The sequence below is a fragment of the Gillisia sp. Hel_I_86 genome (assembly GCF_007827275.1).
Taxonomy (GTDB): Bacteria; Bacteroidota; Bacteroidia; order Flavobacteriales; family Flavobacteriaceae; genus Gillisia.
In genome coordinates this window covers 3,599,152-3,617,033 of sequence record NZ_VISE01000001.1, presented here as the reverse complement: position 1 = coordinate 3,617,033, position 17,882 = coordinate 3,599,152, and the positions used below count along the sequence as shown (strand labels likewise).

Genomic DNA, 17,882 nt, shown 5'->3' with positions numbered 1-17,882 from the left:
ATGAGAACACTTAGAGTTGGTGGAGTTCCAGAACATTTTAACCTTCCTTGGCATCTTGCTATAGAAGATGGCGATTTTGAATATGATCATTTACATATTGAATGGCATTCTTATCCTGGAGGAACAGGTGCCATGAACGCTGCTTTAAGAAGTAACGAAATAGATGTTGCCATTATACTATCTGAAGGCATTATTAAAGACATAATTGCCGGGAATCCATCCAAAATAGTGCAAACATACGTTCATTCTCCTTTAATATGGGGAATACATGTTGATGCTAATTCTCCTTATCATTCCGTTGAAGACCTTAGGAATACAAAAGCTGCCATTTCCAGGATGGGTTCTGGGTCTCATTTAATGGCCTATATAAATGCTGAAAAACATCACTGGGATACCAAGTCTTTAGATTTTGAAATTGTGGGAGATATAGATGGTGCCGTAAAAGCACTTTCCGATGATACTGCTCAATACTTCATGTGGGAGCGTTTTACCACAAAACCTTTGGTAGATAAAGGGATTTTTAGAAGAGTTGGGGAGTGCCCTACTCCTTGGCCATGTTTTGTAATTGCGGTTCGAGAAGAAGTTTTGGAATATCAACGGGACTCGGTTCGGGAGATGCTGAAAGTGATAAATACCAAAACCATCAGTTTTAAAGAAATCCCGGAAATTGAATCCCTGCTTGCAAAAAGATACGATCAAAAACTCGAAGATATTAAGGAATGGTTGGAAATCACTTCTTGGAGTGAATCCCAGCTGACTTTAGAAGAAATTGAAAATATTCAAACACATTTATTAAGTTTGAATTTAATTTCAGAAAAACATCCTGTTTCCAATTTAATTTATAATTTGTAGTCTTTTAAAAATCATTTTTATTCCAAAAGACTATATGAAAAATCAATTACTTCTCCCCCTATTTCTACTTGCTTCATTTTTAGGCTTTTCACAAGAAAATCTTACCAAAACCGAAACCACTGCTAAGGAAGAAGTTTATAAGAGGGACATTGCAAAAAACGAACTAAGTATAGGTACATTAAATTTAGTAGCCTTTGGGGCTTTGGATGTTGCCTATGAACGTATCATGACACAAAATTCCAGTTGGGCAATTGAAGCTTTTATATTGGCACTAGACAGGAAAAATGAGGACATTGGCGATGCCTTTAATAAAGATGTTTCTTTAACAGGAAAATACAAACATTTCTTTGGTGACCGCACTGCTTGGGGCTTTTATGTAAATGGACTTGCCATGATTTCTTCGGGGAAATTTAGAACTACAGAAGAAACATTTGTAAATGGTAATTTCTTTTATAATACGGAAGAAAAAGATTACACAGATTTCGCCCTTGGATTTGGATTAGGGGGCAAGTTTGTTTCTAAACAAGGTTTTTTCTTGGATCTAAGCACTGGGATTGGAAGAAATTTATTCAGTGATGACTCCCCTGTGGTTGTAGGGCAATTTAATGTGAATCTAGGGTTCCGATTCTAAACTACCAGTTTATTGGGGATCTCCCCTTTTTTATTAGGTAATTATTGGTTTGTGTAAAATGTTTATTGCCAAACCAAAAGCCTCTATTTGCACTTAAGGGAGAAGGATGGCCACTAGTTAAAATCAAGTGTTTAGCAGTATCTATCTTTCTTCCTTTTTTTTTCGCGTAACCTCCCCAAAGTAAAAACACTAGATTATCTTTTTCTTCAGAAAGAATTTTTATCACAGCATCTGTAAAACTTTCCCAACCTTTATTTTGATGGGAACCTGCATCGCCACCTCTAACAGTTAATACAGCATTCAATAATAACACCCCTTGATTTGCCCATTTTTCGAGATCTCCATTTTCTGTATTATAGGTTTCTCCAAGATCCGCATCTAATTCCTTAAAAATATTCTTTAATGAAGGTGGATTGGCAATTCCATTATTTACTGAAAAACACAAGCCATTAGCTTGTCCCTCTCCATGATATGGATCCTGCCCTATTATAACCACCTTGACTTTATCGAAAGTTGCTTTATTAAAGGCTTCAAAAACATGCTCCTGTTTTGGGTAGCAGGTACTATTTTCATACTCTTCGGAAATAAAATTTACTAAATCTTGAAAATAGGGTTTATTAAATTCATCGTTTAGTACCTTTTTCCAACTGTTATGGATAGTGAGCTTCATTATAATTTAAGTAAATTTGTAAAACCCAAAATTAGGGAAAAATTACTATGATAAAAATTGCATCGAAAAGCCTTCAGGATCTAGAGTTTCCTACCGTTAGAAAACAAATAAGTGAGTTGTGCACCACTCAAATGGGGAAAGAAAAGGCTTTAGACATTGTTCCATATACTTCTTACGATGACACTATTTTTGGTCTCCACCAAACAAACGAATATGTGGGTTCCTACATGCAGGACAGTAAAATCCCAAATCATGGTTTTGATGTCGTTCATAAAGAAATCAAACTCTTAGGGATAGAAAATGCGGTTTTAGAAATTGGGGGTTTTAAGAAAATCTCTAGTCTCTCACAAACGGTCAACGACCAATTACGATTTTTTAATAAATTCAAGGAACTTTATCCAAGTTTATATAAAACCACAGAAGAGATAGAATACACCAAAGTACTTATCCAAAGGATAGATGAAGTGATAGATAGGTTTGGTGATGTAAAAGATAATGCTTCTCCTTTGCTTCTAAATACTCGCCGAGCCATGACTTTGGTAAAGGCCCAGATAAATTCCAGTTTTACCAATGCGCTTTCTAAATACAGTGGCGCTGGCTATTTAGATGATATAAAAGAAAGTGTTGTGGATAACATTCGGGTATTGGCAGTCTCGGCCATGCATCGCAAGAAAGTGAAAGGCGGGATTTTGGGCAATTCCAAAACCGGGAGTATTGTATACATTCAGCCGGAAGCCACTTTAAACCATACCAGAGAATTAAATAATCTGGAATATGAAGAAAAAGAAGAGATAGACAGAATTCTAAAAGAGCTTACTATATTTTTGGTTCCCTATATTGAATTACTAAAAGAATATCAAGATTTATTAAGCGAAATAGATGTGATTGCTGCAAAAGCGAAGTATGCGCGTTTAATTAACGGCTTATTACCAAAGATCACAACAGATCGGGAACTTTTTATAAAAGATGCCTATCACCCCCTCCTTTACAGGAATAATCTAAAATCTGGCGAAAAGACCTATCCTCAAAATATTGAACTTTCCAAAGAAGAACGCATTATTGTTATTTCTGGCCCTAATGCAGGTGGAAAAAGTATTACCCTTAAAACGGTTGGTTTGCTTCAGATCATGCTGCAAAGCGGAATTTTAATTCCTGTTCATGAATATAGTCGGGTTTGTCTTTTCGATAAAATTTTAACCGATATTGGAGATAATCAGTCTATAGAAAATCATTTGAGCACCTATAGTTATCGCTTAAAGAACATGAATTATTTTCTGAAGAAATGTGATGATAAAACCTTATTTCTTATAGATGAATTTGGAACCGGAAGTGACCCGGAATTGGGAGGTGCTTTAGCCGAAACCTTTTTGGAGGTGTTCTATGAGCGAGAGTCTTTTGGGATCCTAACCACGCATTATACCAATTTAAAGATGTTGGCCAATGAATTGCCATATATGAGCAATGCCAATATGATGTTCGATTCCAGAACTTTGGAGCCACTTTTTAAATTGCATCTTGGAGAAGCAGGAAGCTCATTTACTTTTGAAGTTGCCCAGAAAAATGGTATTCCATATAGCTTGATAAACCGTTCAAAAAAGAAGGTGGAACGCGGAAAAATCAGGTTCGATAAAAGTATTGCCGATCTTCAACGAGAACGCAGCAAGCTTCAAAAAACCACAGATTCCCTGAAAAATAAGGAATTAAAAGCCTCTCAACAAAAAGAGAAACTCGAAGAAACCAATTCCAAGATTCAGCAGAAGCTGGAAAGCTATCAGGAATTATACGATAGCAATCAGCGGTTAATATATCTCGGACAGAAAATCAATGATCTTAGTGAGAAATATTTCAGCAATAAAAAGAAGAAAGATCTTATTGGAGAATTCTTGAAGATTGTGGAAATAGAAAACTCCAAACGCAAGAAGGCAACTCCAAAAGAAATCAAGGTCAAAAAAGTTAAAGAAAAAAAGGTATTGCAAGAAGCTGAAAAGAAAGTTGAAGTTATTAGGGAGCGTAAAAAGGAAGAAAAGAAAATAGAAGCCATTCAGCAAAAAAAAGAAGCGAACAAACCGAAAGTATCCTTAAAGATTGGAGACAGAGTGCGCATGGAAGATGGTCGCGCTGTTGGTTCCATAGATAAAATTGAAAAAGGAAAAGCCATCGTGAATTATGGGATGTTTACCACAAACGTAGACCTAGGCCAATTGGAACTAGTGCAACCGGCAAAAAAGAAATAGTAAATGGAAGCAGTTTTACCAGAAAATAAAAAGATCATCCTTTTTGATGGCGTTTGCAACCTGTGCAATAATGCCATCAATTTTATTATTGAACATGATAAAAAAGATGTTTTTAGGTTTGCATCTTTACAGGGCGATCTAGGTAAAAAACTGGTTTCAGAAAGAGGTATCGACCCCGAAATTCTGGATTCTATTATCTTGATAGAACCGGGAATTGTGTATTACGAAAAATCCACTGCGGCACTTAAGATAGCCAAAGAGCTTTCTGGAGGCTATTCTTTGCTAAAACATTTCTTGTTTCTTCCTGATTTTATTAGGAATGGAGTTTATAATATAATAGCCTCTAACCGATATAGTTGGTTTGGAAAAAAAGAAACCTGCATGATCCCAACGCCAGAGTTAAAAGCGAAATTTTTGGATTAAGAAATATTACCCGATTAAAGATTAAAGACCACTTCGCTGAAAGAGACAAGAACAAAGACATGAGGTTAGCTAGTCATTATATGATTGATTTTTAGCGACTTGTTGTTGACAGCATTTATCATTAAAAAACATAACGAATTGATTTACAGAAATTCTTAAGTGAAATTAAGGTTGTCAGCAAAGTATCATAAAAAGAAAATCTCTGTCATTCTGTTCCAGCTGAAGTTATCAGAATTTTTTAAGAATTAAATATCATAATAAATAAAGACCCTGAAACTTCCGAATCCTCGGGACTGGGTGACGATGTTGATTTTAGAATTGCCGTCATGTTGAACGGTCTTGGTTAAGGCAAGGGGCGTGGAGTATCTTTGTTACTTGATGTCTAAAATAGCACTTTTCACCACATTGACCGCTATTTGCGCTTAACCAATGTTGCCAACTGGCTGCTACTTGAATCTTTCTATTTTAGATGGTTTTTGTTGAGTACCAAAAACATCTGCAATTTTAATAAAACCATTTTCTTCATCCACCGAATAGATGATTTTGTAATGTTTGAAAACCAAATATCTATATGTGATTTTCCTTTCTTTAAGGAGTTCTTCCTTTTGTCCGATAAATGGATCTTTTTCTATTCTATTAGGTTCATTAATTAAACTTTGAACCATTTCTTTCGCAACTCTATTACTAGCATTTTTTTCATAATATTCGAAAATATCGTCGAGTTGTTTCTCTGCAAAATCTGACCAAATTATTTCTAAATTCATTATTTGTATTTAGATAATAATTCGGATGATTTTTTAAATCGGTTTTTCTTAAAGTCAGATTCAGATTGGTCAATTCGTTTATTCAATTCTTTTTTTGTCATTGGTTTGAATTCTTCTCCAACAACAATTTTTTTCTCTTTTTTAAGTAACTTTTCAAGTCGGGAAATAGCTTCCTCACTTTGAAGTTTTAAAAAATCTTGGACAAACTTTATTTTTCTTGACTGTAAATCCATTTCAATTACCTTTTTATCAAAATTACGAATTCTAATTTAATCCTTAAACTTTCTTTTGGATTTCCGATCAGCTTGTTGCCAACTCGTTTCAGCATCTCCTAAGGCATGCTAATAAATACGTAAATTTCCTACGCTAGATAAAATTTTTTTATCACGGGGGGGGGGAAGAAATAACGAATAAACCTAAACCCAACCTCTTCTTCAGAAACACCTGCAATATTCAAAAGCGATCTTATTACTGAAGGACTTCCTTCTCTTTTGCAGGCTTATAATTATCGTCCCAATCCTTCACGTTTGGAGGCCCTAATTGATCTACAGATTTTGCGACAAGCATAGAAACGGCAGCATCTCCGGTAACATTCACTGTAGTTCTGCACATATCCAAAGGCCTGTCTATGGCAAAGATCAACGCCAAACCAGCTTCTGGGATTCCTGCCTGAGCAAGTACAATTACCAACATGACCATCCCTGCACCAGGAACCGCTGCAGAGCCTATAGATGCCAAAGTAGCCGTAACTATAATTCCCAATTGGGCGCCAATAGTAAGGTCTATACCAAATGCCTGTGCAATAAAAACCGCGGCCACCGCTTGATACAGACTGGTACCATCCATATTTATAGTGGCCCCAATTGGCAAGACAAAACTGGTTACTTCCTTATGTACCCCAAGATGTTCTTCTACTCTTTCCATGGTAACAGGCAGCGTTGCTGCACTGGAACTTGTTGAAAAGGCCAATAATTGAGCTGGTGCAATTCCGTTTAAGAAGAAACCTGGCTTATTTTTAGTGAATATCCATACTATTAATATATAAAAACCAATCATTAATGCTAGCCCTATTAACACGGTTACTGCATACATGGCAAGTGCCGCAAAAAGATCGGCACTAGGAGATTCTACCACCAAAGCTGCCAAAAGAGCAAATACACCATAGGGAGCGGTCAACATAATAAGATCTATCATTTTTAAAATGACTTCATTAAAACCATCAAAAAAATCCTTTACAGGTTTTGCAGTAGCTTCTGGAATTAAAATCAAACCAATTCCGAAGAAAATAGCGAAAAAGATCACTTGCAACATATTTCCATTATCGCTTGCAGCACCAAAAATATTACTAGGCACAAGGTCCTCCAGAGCTTGTAAAGGCCCTGATTCCTTCTGTTTTTGTGCATCTGCAATCCTCACAGAGGCATCGGTTTCGTAACTGGTAATAAGATCTGTCCTGGTTTCCTCACTTATAGCATTTCCTGGTTTTATAAGGTTTACCAGTCCAAGTCCTATAGAAACTGCTATCACTGTTGTAATAATATAGGTAACAATGGTTCTTGTTCCCATTTGGGACAATTTGGAGATATCCTTTAAATCTGAGATCCCTTTTATCAACGATGCTAGAATCAATGGAACTGCAATTAATTTTAAGGCATTAATAAAAATGTTCCCGAATGGTTTAATCCAATCGCTTACAAATTCTGGCCCCCAACTAAAATTGGTCAATACCAATGCGAAAAGTACCCCCAAGAGCATTCCCAATAAAATTTGCCAGTGCAGTGCTAATTTCTTCATTATATCGTTTTGCTTTAATTATATTTTGGAGATCTTGTTTTGTAGCCAAAAATCTGCTAGAACCAAAGCTGCCATCGCCTCGACAATAGGAATAGCTCTAGGAACCACGCAAGGATCATGTCTTCCTTTTCCCTGCATTTCTACCAACTCTCCTTTGAAGTTAATAGTTTCTTGCTTTTGCATAATTGTAGCAACAGGCTTAAAAGCTACCTTAAAGTAGATATCCATTCCATTGGAAATTCCTCCTTGTACACCACCGCTTAAATTTGTTTTTGTAGAACCATCTTGATTAAAAAGATCGTTATGCTCACTGCCTTTTAATTTTGTACCCTCAAAACCACTTCCTATTTCAAAGCCCTTTACAGCATTAATAGAAAGCATTGCTTGGCCGAGAGTCGCATGTAATTTATCGAAAACCGGTTCTCCCAAACCTTTGGGCATATTTTTAATGATACATTTTACCGTACCACCAACGGTATCCCCCTGAGAACGAATCTCACGGATATAATTTTCCATTTTCACTGCTGTCTCAGGATCTGGACAACGTACGGGATTGGATTCTATTAAACCAAAATCCAGTTCAGCAGTCCCTTTCTCTAGTTGAATCTCACCTACTGATGAGGTAAAAGCAACTATTTCAATATCTTTTATAACTTGTTTGGCAATAGCACCGCCAACAACCCTACAAGCTGTTTCCCTTGCTGAAGAACGTCCCCCACCCCTATAATCCCTTACTCCATATTTTTCAGAATAGGTGTAATCTGCATGCGAGGGCCTAAAAGTATCTTTTATATGGGAATAATCGTTTGATTTCTGATTGGCATTTTCTATAGTAAAACCAATGGGTGTACCGGTAGTTACTCCTTCAAAGATCCCCGAAAGAAAAACCACAGTATCAGGTTCTTTGCGTTGAGTAACGATTGCCGATTGTCCAGGTTTTCTTTTATTGAGATCCTCTTGAATCTTATCCAAGTCCAATTTTATGCCAGCAGGACAACCATCTATAATTCCACCTATAGCAGGCCCGTGTGATTCTCCGAATGTAGTAAGTTTAAATAGTTTGCCAAAGGAATTTCCTGCCATAGCCCGATTTTTAACAAATGTAATTTTTTAACTACAGATTTAAAAATCTAAGTCAATATTAAAATAATGAAGAAAACATTCATAAATTAAAATATCCATTTAAATAGTTACTCCTTTTAGGCTAAGGCTTCTTTTAAAATTGTTACCGGGTGTTTAGCTTCTCTTTTTGTGCCATCAAAAATCTGGTGCCGACAACTAGTACCGTTGGCAGCAATTATAGTATCTGAAGTGCATTTCCTAACCGCTGGAAAAAGGCTTTGTTCCCCAATATTCATGCTAACCCCATAATGCTCTTTTTCATATCCAAACGAACCCGCCATTCCACAACAACCAGAGGTAATTATTCGAACATTATAATTGGTTGGTAAATTCAATATGTCAAAAGTGTATGCAGAGTTGGACATTGCCTTTTGATGACAATGCGTATGAATTTTTATTTCATTTTTTTCTGAAGTAAACGAACTGGATTCAATATTTCCAAGGGCAATTTCCTTCTTTAAAAATTCTTCGATCAAAAAGCAGTTTTTGGATAAATCTTTAGCCTTTTCGGAATCATTGGCCAATCGAAGATATTCATCCCTAAAACCCAATATTGCTGATGGCTCAATTCCCAATAAAGGTGTTTCGTTAGAAATCAAATCTGAAAATAGTTCAATGTTTTTATTGGCAACTTCCTTCGCTTCCTCCAAAAACCCCTTGGAGATATAACTTCGGCCGCTCTCTGGGTTTTTAAGGACAATAACTTGATAATTTAATTTTTGTAACAGCTCCAATGCATCGATTCCAATATGGGCATCCAAATAATTGGTGAACTCATCATTAAATAGATACACAGTTTTAATGGGATCTGTAAGCTCACTATGGTTTTTAGAATAATAATCCCAAAGGGTTTGCTTGGAAAGTTTTGGCAGTGTTCTTTCTGATGCCACTCCCATCACTTTTTTAGCAATTCCCGAAGTAATAGAATTGGAAAATAAAAAGTTGAATACGCCGGTGGCTTTAGAGGCAAAACCATTCATTTTTGCATTATTGGCAAAAGCCCTGCTTCTTAAGGATTTTCCGTTGGATTTTTGATACTGGTATTGAAATTCTGCTTTTAAGGCTGCTACATCTACATTCGAGGGACATTCACTTTTGCAACCCTTACAGCTTATGCAGAGATCAAATACTTCTTTTAGTTCTTCATGTTCGAATTTGTTGGGTTTGTCCGAATTTGTGAGAAATTCCCTTAAAGCATTTGCTCGTGCTCTTGTTGTGTCTTTTTCGTTTTTAGTTGCGCGGTAACTGGGGCACATGATACCACCAGCTTCTACCGACTTTCTACAATCCCCGCTCCCGTTACATTTTTCGGCCAATCTTAAAATTCCTTGAGAATCAGAAAAATCCATTAGGGTTTTAATTTCTGGTTCCTTTCTATCTACCTCATAGCGCAAAGAAGTATCCATAGGGGCAGTATTGGTGATCTTGCCCGGATTAAAAATGTTATGCGGATCGAAAATCGCTTTTACTTCTTCCAAAAGCTTGTAATTCCCAGTGCCTATCATCAGTTCAATAAATTCTCCACGTAACCTTCCATCGCCATGTTCCCCACTCATAGAACCCCGGTATTTTTTCACCAAGGCAGCTACTTCTTCAGTAATTTTCCTAAACAGGATTACGTCTTCATCCTTCTTTAGGTTCAGGATGGGCCTTAAATGCAATTCCCCCGCTCCCGCATGTGCGTAATACACGGCTTCCTGTTTATGGTTCTTCATAATTACTGAAAATTCTGCAATATAATTTGCCAGATCTGGCAATGCCACCGCGGTATCTTCTATGCATGCAACCGCTTTTTTATCGCCAATAAGATTTCCTAGCAAGCCAAGTCCGGCTTTGCGCAATTCCAAAGCTTTATCTATCTGATCGTCTAAAAGGATTGGTAAAGCATAGCTCAGAGTTGTTTTTTCCAGTCTGTTTAAAAGCTGGTGAATTTGGTTGTTCAAATCTTCCTGACTGTTGGACCGTAATTCCAGCATCAGTATTGCCTTGGGATCCCCTTCAATAAAAAACCGGTTCTCTTTATATTTTAAATTCTGAATGGTACAATCCAAAATTACCTTGTCCATCATTTCACAAGTAAACAAATCACTTTCCATAGAAGGCACTACGGCCAACATGCATTTTTCTATACTTGAAAAATGGGCAGCTACCATCGCAGTATATTTTGGAGGTAATACATCCAATTGTAAGGTGATTTCGGTTGTAAAAGCTAGGGTGCCTTCACTTCCTGAAAGCAGTTCGCATAAGTTTAGTGATTTATTGTTTTCAGAAAACACTTGGGTATCAATTAAGTTGTCTATTGCATAGCCCGTATTTCTCCTATGAATTGTTCCTAAAGGGAATTCTTTAATTATTTCTTGTTGAACTTCAGCAGGAGCAAGCAATTTATAAAGCTTCGCATATATTTCAGCCTTTAAAGAGTTTCCTTTTTCAACTTTTTCAAATTCATTTTTTGAAATAGTGCTAAATTCAGCTTCGCTCCCATCGCTTAAAATAGTTTTTAGAGCGAGGGTTTTATCGCGGGTTGTTCCATATTTAATAGAGGTAGTTCCGCTAGAATTGTTCCCAACCATGCCACCTATCATACATCTATTGGAGGTAGAAGTGTTGGGGCCAAAGAACAATCCATGTTCCTCAACAGCCCTATTAAGATCGTCACGGATCACTCCAGGTTGAACTGTGACGGTTCTATTTTTTGGATCGATTTTTAAAATCTTATTGAAATGTTTGGAAACATCTACGACAATCCCGCTTCCCACACATTGACCTGCCAAAGAAGTCCCTGCGGTCCGGGGAATTAGACCAACCTGATTTTTTGTTGCAAATTCGATTAAGGATTTAATGTCGGCCTTTGCTTTGGGGTAGCAAACCGCTACAGGTATTTCCCTGTAAACAGATGCATCTGTGGCATATATACTTTTATGTAGGTCATCAAACAGAAGTTCTCCTTCCAGGATACTTTCTAATTCTAATAATTTCTCTTTCATAGCTGCGCTAAAATTACGAATTTATGGATCATTTGCTTAACATGTTTTTAATGATTATTAACAATACATTGGCACTGGAAGCAATTTAAGTGTGATTTTAACGTTTAAATTTGCTGAACAAACTAAAATAAATCAAAAAATGAAAAAACTAATTTTATTGGCAATATTTGCAATTGGAGCAACGGCTGCTACCAATGCACAAACAATTTCTGATAATGCAATAGGTTTACGTATTGGAGGTGCAAATGCCTATGGAGCAGAGATCTCTTACCAAAGGGCCTTAGGAGAAAACAATAGATTGGAACTGGATCTAGGTTGGAGAAATGATAAAAACAACTACGATTCTTTTAAATTAGCTGCTTTGTACCAGTGGGTTTGGAACATTGAAGGTGGGTTTAACTGGTATGCTGGTGCTGGTGGAGGTGTAGGAAGTGTTAGCGATAACAGAAGGGACGATCTAAGGCGAAATGATGGAACGTTTCTTTTTCTTGCTGGGAATATAGGAATCGAATATAATTTTGATATTCCTTTGTTGATCTCATTGGATTTTAGACCAGAAATTGGGTTTAGCGATTATGATGTAATAGACGATTTCTCGCCAGATATCGCCTTAGGAGTTAGATACCAATTCTAGGAGCTAAAGAAATTTTATAAAAAAGGCTGAAGGAATTAAAATTCTATTCAGCCTTTTCTATTTCCATCAAAGCCTTTTCGTACAATCGCTCGTATAATGGCACTATTTTGTGAATATCGAATATGGTTGATTGCTTCCAGGCATTCAGCTTAAATTTTTCAAGAGTTGCATCGTTTTCAAGAATTTTTATGGCATTGGCAGCCATTTCTTCTATATTTCCCACGTCGCTTAAATATCCCGATATCCCTTGTTTATTTACCTCTGGAAGCCCTCCACTGTTGGAGGAAATAACCGGAACTCCATTTACCATAGCTTCCAAAGCAGCCAGACCAAAACTCTCTTTTTCTGAAGGCAATAAGAAAAGATCTGAAAAACATAAGATTTTATCTACCTCGTTACTTTGCCCCAAGAACACTACTTTATCTTGAATTCCCAATTCTTTCACCAAAAATTTCGCTTTTTCCCTTTCTGGTCCTTCCCCAACCATGATAAGCTTGGATTTTATGCTCTGTTGAACGATATAAAAAATTCTAATAATATCCAAGATGCGCTTTACCGGCCTAAAATTGCTTACATGGGAAATGATCTTTTCATCTTCATCTGCCATCAACGTACGCTGGCAGTCGGTAAATCCAATTTTGAATTTTGCAACATCAATAAAATTAGGAACAACTTCAATCTCCTTTTTAATTTTGAATAGCTTAAGTGTATCTTCTTTTAGGGATTCTGAAACCGAGGTAACAATGTCACTATTATTGATACTAAAAGTCACAGCTGGCTTATAAAAGGGGTGGCTTCCCACTAAGGTAATATCGGTGCCGTGTAGGGTGGTTACCATAGGGATAAATATTCCTTCTTCTTCCAACATTTTTTTTGCCATATACCCCGCATAGGCATGCGGAATGGCATAGTGCACATGTAGAACTTCAATTTCATGAAGCTTTACCATGGTCACCAATTTACTGCTTAATGCTAATTCGTAAGGTTGGAAATGAAATAAAGGATATTCCGGAACGGTTACTTCATGAAATTTTATATTTCCGGTAAGTTGTTCCAATCTTACAGGTTGCTTGTAGGTGATAAAATGGATTTCATGCCCCCTTTTGGAGAGTTCCATGCCCAACTCCGTTGCCACGACTCCACTCCCGCCAAATGTGGGATAACAAACAATACCTATTTTCATAATTTAATCCTCTATAGATTCATATATAATTTGTTGTATTTTTTCTCGAATATCCTCCCGAATCAATTTCCGATTGTTCACATCTGGATATGTCCTATTGGATAAAAATACATATACTATTTCCTTGTCCGGATCTGCCCAGGCCAACGTACCTGTAAATCCTGTATGGCCAAAACTGGATAAAGAAACACATCCGCAGGTAGGGCCCGCTTTTCCCAATTGGGGTTTGTCGAAACCAACCCCCCGCCTTACATCTTCTTTACAATAATAACAAGTATTAAACTTGTCCAAGGTTTCTTGCTCAAAATATTGCTTCCCACCATAATTGCCGCCGTTTAGGTACATCTGCATTATTTTAGCCACATCGGTAGCATTGCTGAACAACCCGGCATGACCTCCAATTCCACCTTGCATTGCAGCTCCTTGATCATGAACATATCCTAAAACTTCTTGTTTTCGCCAAAGCTTATCATATTCTGTAGGTACAATCCTATTTTCATTTATAGTGGCCAAGGGTAAATAGGTAATGGTATTTGCTCCTAAAGCGTCATAAAAATGTTCTTTTACCAAATAGCTTAAGGAAGAGTTATAATGATCTTCAATAAAATATTTCATAATATAAAATGGAAGGTCACTGTATTTGTAGACCAGTTTAGGTTCCAACTTGCTATCCCTTATCACTCCCATAATAGAGTCGCGTAAATCGTCCCGAATAAACATTTTATCTGCGATCTTGGTATTATAAATATCCATTGGTTCATCTCTATAATATTTTACAGACCTGCCTTTTGTGTCCTTATCTATGGTCGAAATATAAAACGGGATCCAAGGTTTTAACTTCGCATAATGCATAAGCATATCCTGTAACTTGATATTTGCTTTGTTCGATCCTTTAAAAAATGGCATTAGATCCCCTAATTTCGAATTGAATTTAAGTTCGCCTTTTTCTTCTAGCTCCATGATCAACGGCAAGCTCGCTAGGATCTTGGTTAATGAGGCCAGATCGTATACAGAAGAGTCTGTCACTTTTATAGTCTTCTCGTAGGTATGATAACCCGCATTCCTTTCAAAGATCACCTTGCCTTTTCGAGCTACAATTAATTGTAGTCCCGGGGTCATTTCTTCTGAAATAGCCAAATTGATCAATGAATCTATTTTTTGAAGTTTATAGGAATTCATGCCAACAGCTTCAGGATACCCGTAGGACAATCTGTTCACGCTTTTGGTATAATAACCTGTGCCCGCAGGAAATGCTTCACTGATGCTTACCGGTAACCTTCCCTTTGCTCCCAAGGCTCCAAAAATGATTTCAGCAGATTTCCTTTGGGCAGCTTCAGAGTTTTGGTAGCTCATTAGTATCCCTTCAATATTACTGCTCGAATTAAGGTCCATAAGGGCATAAGGCCTTGCAAATACATCTAGGATAGTGGTATTGTTTCTTGCTATTTCATGGATCCAGTTTAACTCTTCCGCAGAAAAGGCATATCTGGCCCAAGGAGAGGCATTGGATTTATGATACCCAATGATCACCTGATTGTAATTCTTTAGTTTTTCCAGTAACTCGTCTAGCCTCGTAGCCCGTACCCTATCTATTTGTCCATATTTGGATAAGTGATGATAAAAAGGTGCACCATCATCGTCTCCCAAGCTCACATAAGCAATCTTTTTAGTATCAAGTTCCTTTATTGGTAAATTGCCCACATCGTTCTTAATAATGGTGATGGCATTCTCTATAAGTTTATCATAAAGAGCAAGATCTTCTACCGTATTGAGTTCTGAAACAAGATTGGTAGTATCTACGGGCTTATAATTATTTAAACCGGCTTTATATTTGGCAAATAAGATCTTTCTAACCGAATGTGCCATTCGTGCTTCTGAAATGGTTCCATCGTTATAAGCCTCCATGACCTTATCCACAGCTTTCGGCACATCTTCAGAGATCAATAAAATATCATTCCCCGCCATAAATGCTGCAAGGTCTATTTCTCCAGGGTTTTTATAATTCGATGCTCCTTTCATATTAAGCGCATCAGTAAAAATAAGTCCGTTGAATTTTAATTCTTTTTTTAGCAGATCATTTACAATTGCTTTGGATAAAGAAGATGGAATGGTTTCTTGTGTTTCCAAACCAGGCACATTAAGATGTGCAACCATAATGCTGGAAACCCCTTCTTCTATAAGTTTTTTAAACGGGTACAGTTCTATACTGTCCAATCTGCTTTTTGAAAATGAAATTGTAGGCAAGGTTTTATGGGAATCCTTTTTGGTATCTCCATGCCCGGGAAAATGTTTAGCACTAGAGAGAATTCCCTCTTTATGCATCCCCCTCATAAAGGAAACCGACTTTAAAGCAACGTTTATTTTTTCTTCCCCAAAGGAGCGATTTCCGATAATTGGGTTTAACGGATTCGTATTGATATCTACAACGGGAGCAAAATTTATATGGACTCCCAATCTTTTGGAATTACGGGAGATAGCAGCCCCAGCTTCTTCAATTAGTTTAAGGTCCTGGACAGCTCCCAGGGTCATGTTCCAAGGCAGGGCGAAGGTAGAATCCAACCTCATGGCAAGGCCCCATTCTGCATCCATACCTATTAAAAGTGGCATTTTTGAGAGGGCTTGAAATTCGTTGTTCAACTTTGCTTGGCGTTGTGGCCCACCCTTGGAAAATATAATTCCCCCAATATGATAATCTTTTATAAGATCACGCACTTTCTCGATGTTTTTTCCTGTTTGATTGGAAAAAACATCCACCATAAATAACTGGCCTACTTTTTCCTGTAGGGTCATATTCTCATAAATACTATCTACCCAGATCTTTTGCTCTTTAAAATTTTCTGCAATGAGGGGATTGGTACTTTGAGAGAAGCAAGTATGGGCAAAAAATAGAAATAAGAAAACAGAATAAAATTGGGGTTTTCTCATTCGGTATTTAGTTTAAAAAACGGTTGTGCCAACTATCTGATGCAGGTACTTCCCAATCTGATAAGTATTCACCTTTATTGGTCACCAGGTTATTAAAAACGATGGTGTTCTTGCTAACGGCCTTTTCCTTTGCCATTTTTCTGAATTCGGTCAAAGTTTTATAAGCCACAAATTCACCTTGCTTATAACTTACGTTCATTTTATCCAAAAGATCTACATTGTATTTCTTTTCCAATTCCATAATAAATTTTACAGAACCATCTATAGAACAGCCTGAAGCAGCATTTAATTGCTGGTCGAGCGCTAGAGTGATAAAGCGTTTGTATTTTATTTCAAAAGAAGCTTTTAGATCGGCGCCATGGGCAGTCCATTGTGCAATAAAGTCTTCTAATTTAGCCGTGATCTCCTGAAGTTCCAGCTCTGTAAACGATCTATTGGACTGATATATCCAAACTCTGGAAGAATCTGGTAATTCGGTAAAAGGTACAAGCATATTTTGTGGAGTTATATTTTTACAAAGCTACTTTTTTAAAGGGATAGCTTCAAATATAGTACCACTAAAATGATGTTGTTAACATCATTTTATTAGTTAAAATCCTGAGGATTGCGTTTTAAATCGAAAAGCTAAAGATCGTGTGCATTTGCAATCATTTCGGCAACATCCATCACTTCAATAGTGCCTTCCTGATTTTTGCCTTTTACGCCATCTGTCATCATTGTATTACAAAATGGGCATCCAGCTGCGATAATATCAGGTTTAACTTCCATTGCCTGCTCGGTACGCTCGATATTCACCTCTTTATTTCCAGGCTCTGGTTCTTTGAACATTTGCCCACCCCCGGCACCACAACAAAAACCATTGCTTTTGCATTTACGCATCTCTACCAACTCCACTTCCAGTTTTCGAAGTAGGTCCCTTGGAGCTTCATATACATTGTTGGCGCGGCCTAAGTAACAAGGATCGTGAAAAGTAATGCGTTTCCCTTTAAATTTTCCTCCTTCAACTTTTAACCTTCCTTCTTCTAAAAGAGATTTTAGGAACGTAGTATGGTGCATCACCTCATAATTTCCACCTAAAGCTGGATATTCGTTTTTTAGCGTGTTAAAGCAGTGCGGACAAGCAGTTACCACTTTTTTTATCTCATACCCATTAAGCACTTCAATATTTGTTGCAGCCTGCATCTGGAATAAAAATTCATTTCCCGCTCTTTTTGCAGGATCCCCATTACAGCTTTCTTCTGTTCCAAGGACAGCAAAATCTACTTTGGCTTCATGCAATAATTTCACAAAAGCCTTGGTTACTTTTTTTGCGCGATCATCAAAACTGCCCATACAGCCCACCCAAAATAAGATTTCAGGCTTCTTTCCTTCAGCCATATATTCTGCCATTGTTGGTACCTTTATTACTTCTGCCATTTTCTGATATTTTTATAATTTGTATATCCGTTTTTTATCCCAACAGTTCTTTCGTCACCCTGAATTTGTTTCAGGGTCTCAATATTGCATTGGTTTACAATGAAATGAGATTCTGAAACTCCCGAACGGTCGGGACAGAATGACGTTCTTGTTAAGTTTAGGATCATTTACGGACAAACGATTTTATAATTAAGAGATTCAAATTTATCATAAGAATCTAATATTTAATCACTTAAATTAATTTACA

At 37.0% G+C, this 17,882-nt stretch carries 15 protein-coding genes; 5 read left to right on the top strand and 10 right to left on the bottom strand.

What is annotated here, in order from left to right; translation table 11 throughout:
- Window positions 1–852 carry a substrate-binding domain-containing protein gene (locus tag JM83_RS16255; RefSeq protein WP_144963160.1) on the top strand — a complete coding sequence of 284 codons (852 nt, stop codon included), beginning with the start codon at window positions 1–3 and terminating at the stop codon, window positions 850–852.
- A 34-nt stretch (window positions 853–886) separates the two neighbouring features.
- Window positions 887–1,483, top strand: coding sequence for a hypothetical protein (locus tag JM83_RS16250; RefSeq protein ID WP_144963159.1), 597 nt, complete (start codon window positions 887–889; stop codon window positions 1,481–1,483).
- A gap of 1 nt (window position 1,484) precedes the next feature.
- Here the strand turns inward: JM83_RS16250 and JM83_RS16245 are convergent, their stop codons facing one another.
- The gene (locus JM83_RS16245) at window positions 1,485–2,153 is read right to left on the bottom strand and encodes a uracil-DNA glycosylase (RefSeq protein WP_144963158.1); all 669 of its coding nucleotides are present in this window, start codon (window positions 2,151–2,153) and stop codon (window positions 1,485–1,487) included.
- A gap of 47 nt (window positions 2,154–2,200) precedes the next feature.
- Here JM83_RS16245 and JM83_RS16240 point away from each other — a divergent pair, with 47 nt between their 5' ends.
- Together JM83_RS16240 and JM83_RS16235 are read left to right on the top strand one after the other, a co-directional pair.
- Entirely contained in the window at window positions 2,201–4,387 is a 2,187-nt protein-coding gene (locus JM83_RS16240; protein ID WP_144963157.1) for an endonuclease MutS2, read from the top strand.
- A 3-nt stretch (window positions 4,388–4,390) separates the two neighbouring features.
- Window positions 4,391–4,810: a thiol-disulfide oxidoreductase DCC family protein gene (locus tag JM83_RS16235; RefSeq protein ID WP_144963156.1), complete on the top strand. Its 420-nt coding sequence runs from the start codon at window positions 4,391–4,393 to the stop codon at window positions 4,808–4,810.
- Window positions 4,811–5,256: 446 nt separating this feature from the next.
- Here the strand turns inward: JM83_RS16235 and JM83_RS16230 are convergent, their stop codons facing one another.
- The 5 genes from JM83_RS16230 to JM83_RS16210 all read right to left on the bottom strand — a co-directional run bounded on the left by JM83_RS16230 (window position 5,257) and on the right by JM83_RS16210 (window position 11,477).
- Complete coding sequence (locus tag JM83_RS16230) at window positions 5,257–5,574, bottom strand: type II toxin-antitoxin system RelE/ParE family toxin (RefSeq protein WP_144963155.1); 318 nt, start codon at window positions 5,572–5,574, stop codon at window positions 5,257–5,259.
- Window positions 5,574–5,807 (bottom strand): hypothetical protein, encoded by a 234-nt coding sequence (locus JM83_RS16225; RefSeq protein ID WP_144963154.1) that lies wholly within the window; start codon window positions 5,805–5,807, stop codon window positions 5,574–5,576. The genes JM83_RS16230 and JM83_RS16225 overlap by 1 nt, the downstream gene beginning before the upstream one ends.
- A gap of 235 nt (window positions 5,808–6,042) precedes the next feature.
- Window positions 6,043–7,368, bottom strand: coding sequence for a dicarboxylate/amino acid:cation symporter (locus JM83_RS16220; RefSeq protein ID WP_144963153.1), 1,326 nt, complete (start codon window positions 7,366–7,368; stop codon window positions 6,043–6,045).
- An 18-nt stretch (window positions 7,369–7,386) separates the two neighbouring features.
- The gene (aroC, locus tag JM83_RS16215; protein ID WP_144963152.1) at window positions 7,387–8,451 is read right to left on the bottom strand and encodes a chorismate synthase; all 1,065 of its coding nucleotides are present in this window, start codon (window positions 8,449–8,451) and stop codon (window positions 7,387–7,389) included.
- Between the two features lie 116 nt (window positions 8,452–8,567).
- Window positions 8,568–11,477, bottom strand: coding sequence for an FAD-binding and (Fe-S)-binding domain-containing protein (locus JM83_RS16210; RefSeq protein WP_144963151.1), 2,910 nt, complete (start codon window positions 11,475–11,477; stop codon window positions 8,568–8,570).
- A 139-nt stretch (window positions 11,478–11,616) separates the two neighbouring features.
- On the opposite strand from JM83_RS16210, the gene JM83_RS16205 reads away from it, so the two are divergent.
- Window positions 11,617–12,111: a hypothetical protein gene (locus JM83_RS16205; protein ID WP_144963150.1), complete on the top strand. Its 495-nt coding sequence runs from the start codon at window positions 11,617–11,619 to the stop codon at window positions 12,109–12,111.
- Between the two features lie 43 nt (window positions 12,112–12,154).
- Here the strand turns inward: JM83_RS16205 and bshA are convergent, their stop codons facing one another.
- The 4 genes from bshA to JM83_RS16185 all read right to left on the bottom strand — a co-directional run bounded on the left by bshA (window position 12,155) and on the right by JM83_RS16185 (window position 17,635).
- Entirely contained in the window at window positions 12,155–13,294 is a 1,140-nt protein-coding gene (gene bshA, locus JM83_RS16200; protein ID WP_144963149.1) for an N-acetyl-alpha-D-glucosaminyl L-malate synthase BshA, read from the bottom strand.
- Between the two features lie 3 nt (window positions 13,295–13,297).
- Window positions 13,298–16,219 carry a glycoside hydrolase family 3 N-terminal domain-containing protein gene (locus tag JM83_RS16195; protein WP_144963148.1) on the bottom strand — a complete coding sequence of 974 codons (2,922 nt, stop codon included), beginning with the start codon at window positions 16,217–16,219 and terminating at the stop codon, window positions 13,298–13,300.
- A gap of 7 nt (window positions 16,220–16,226) precedes the next feature.
- Window positions 16,227–16,712, bottom strand: a complete 486-nt coding sequence (locus JM83_RS16190; RefSeq protein ID WP_144963147.1) for an ABC transporter ATPase — start codon at window positions 16,710–16,712, stop codon at window positions 16,227–16,229.
- A gap of 131 nt (window positions 16,713–16,843) precedes the next feature.
- Window positions 16,844–17,635, bottom strand: coding sequence for a (Fe-S)-binding protein (locus JM83_RS16185; RefSeq protein WP_144963146.1), 792 nt, complete (start codon window positions 17,633–17,635; stop codon window positions 16,844–16,846).
- Window positions 17,636–17,882: the final 247 nt, after the last annotated feature.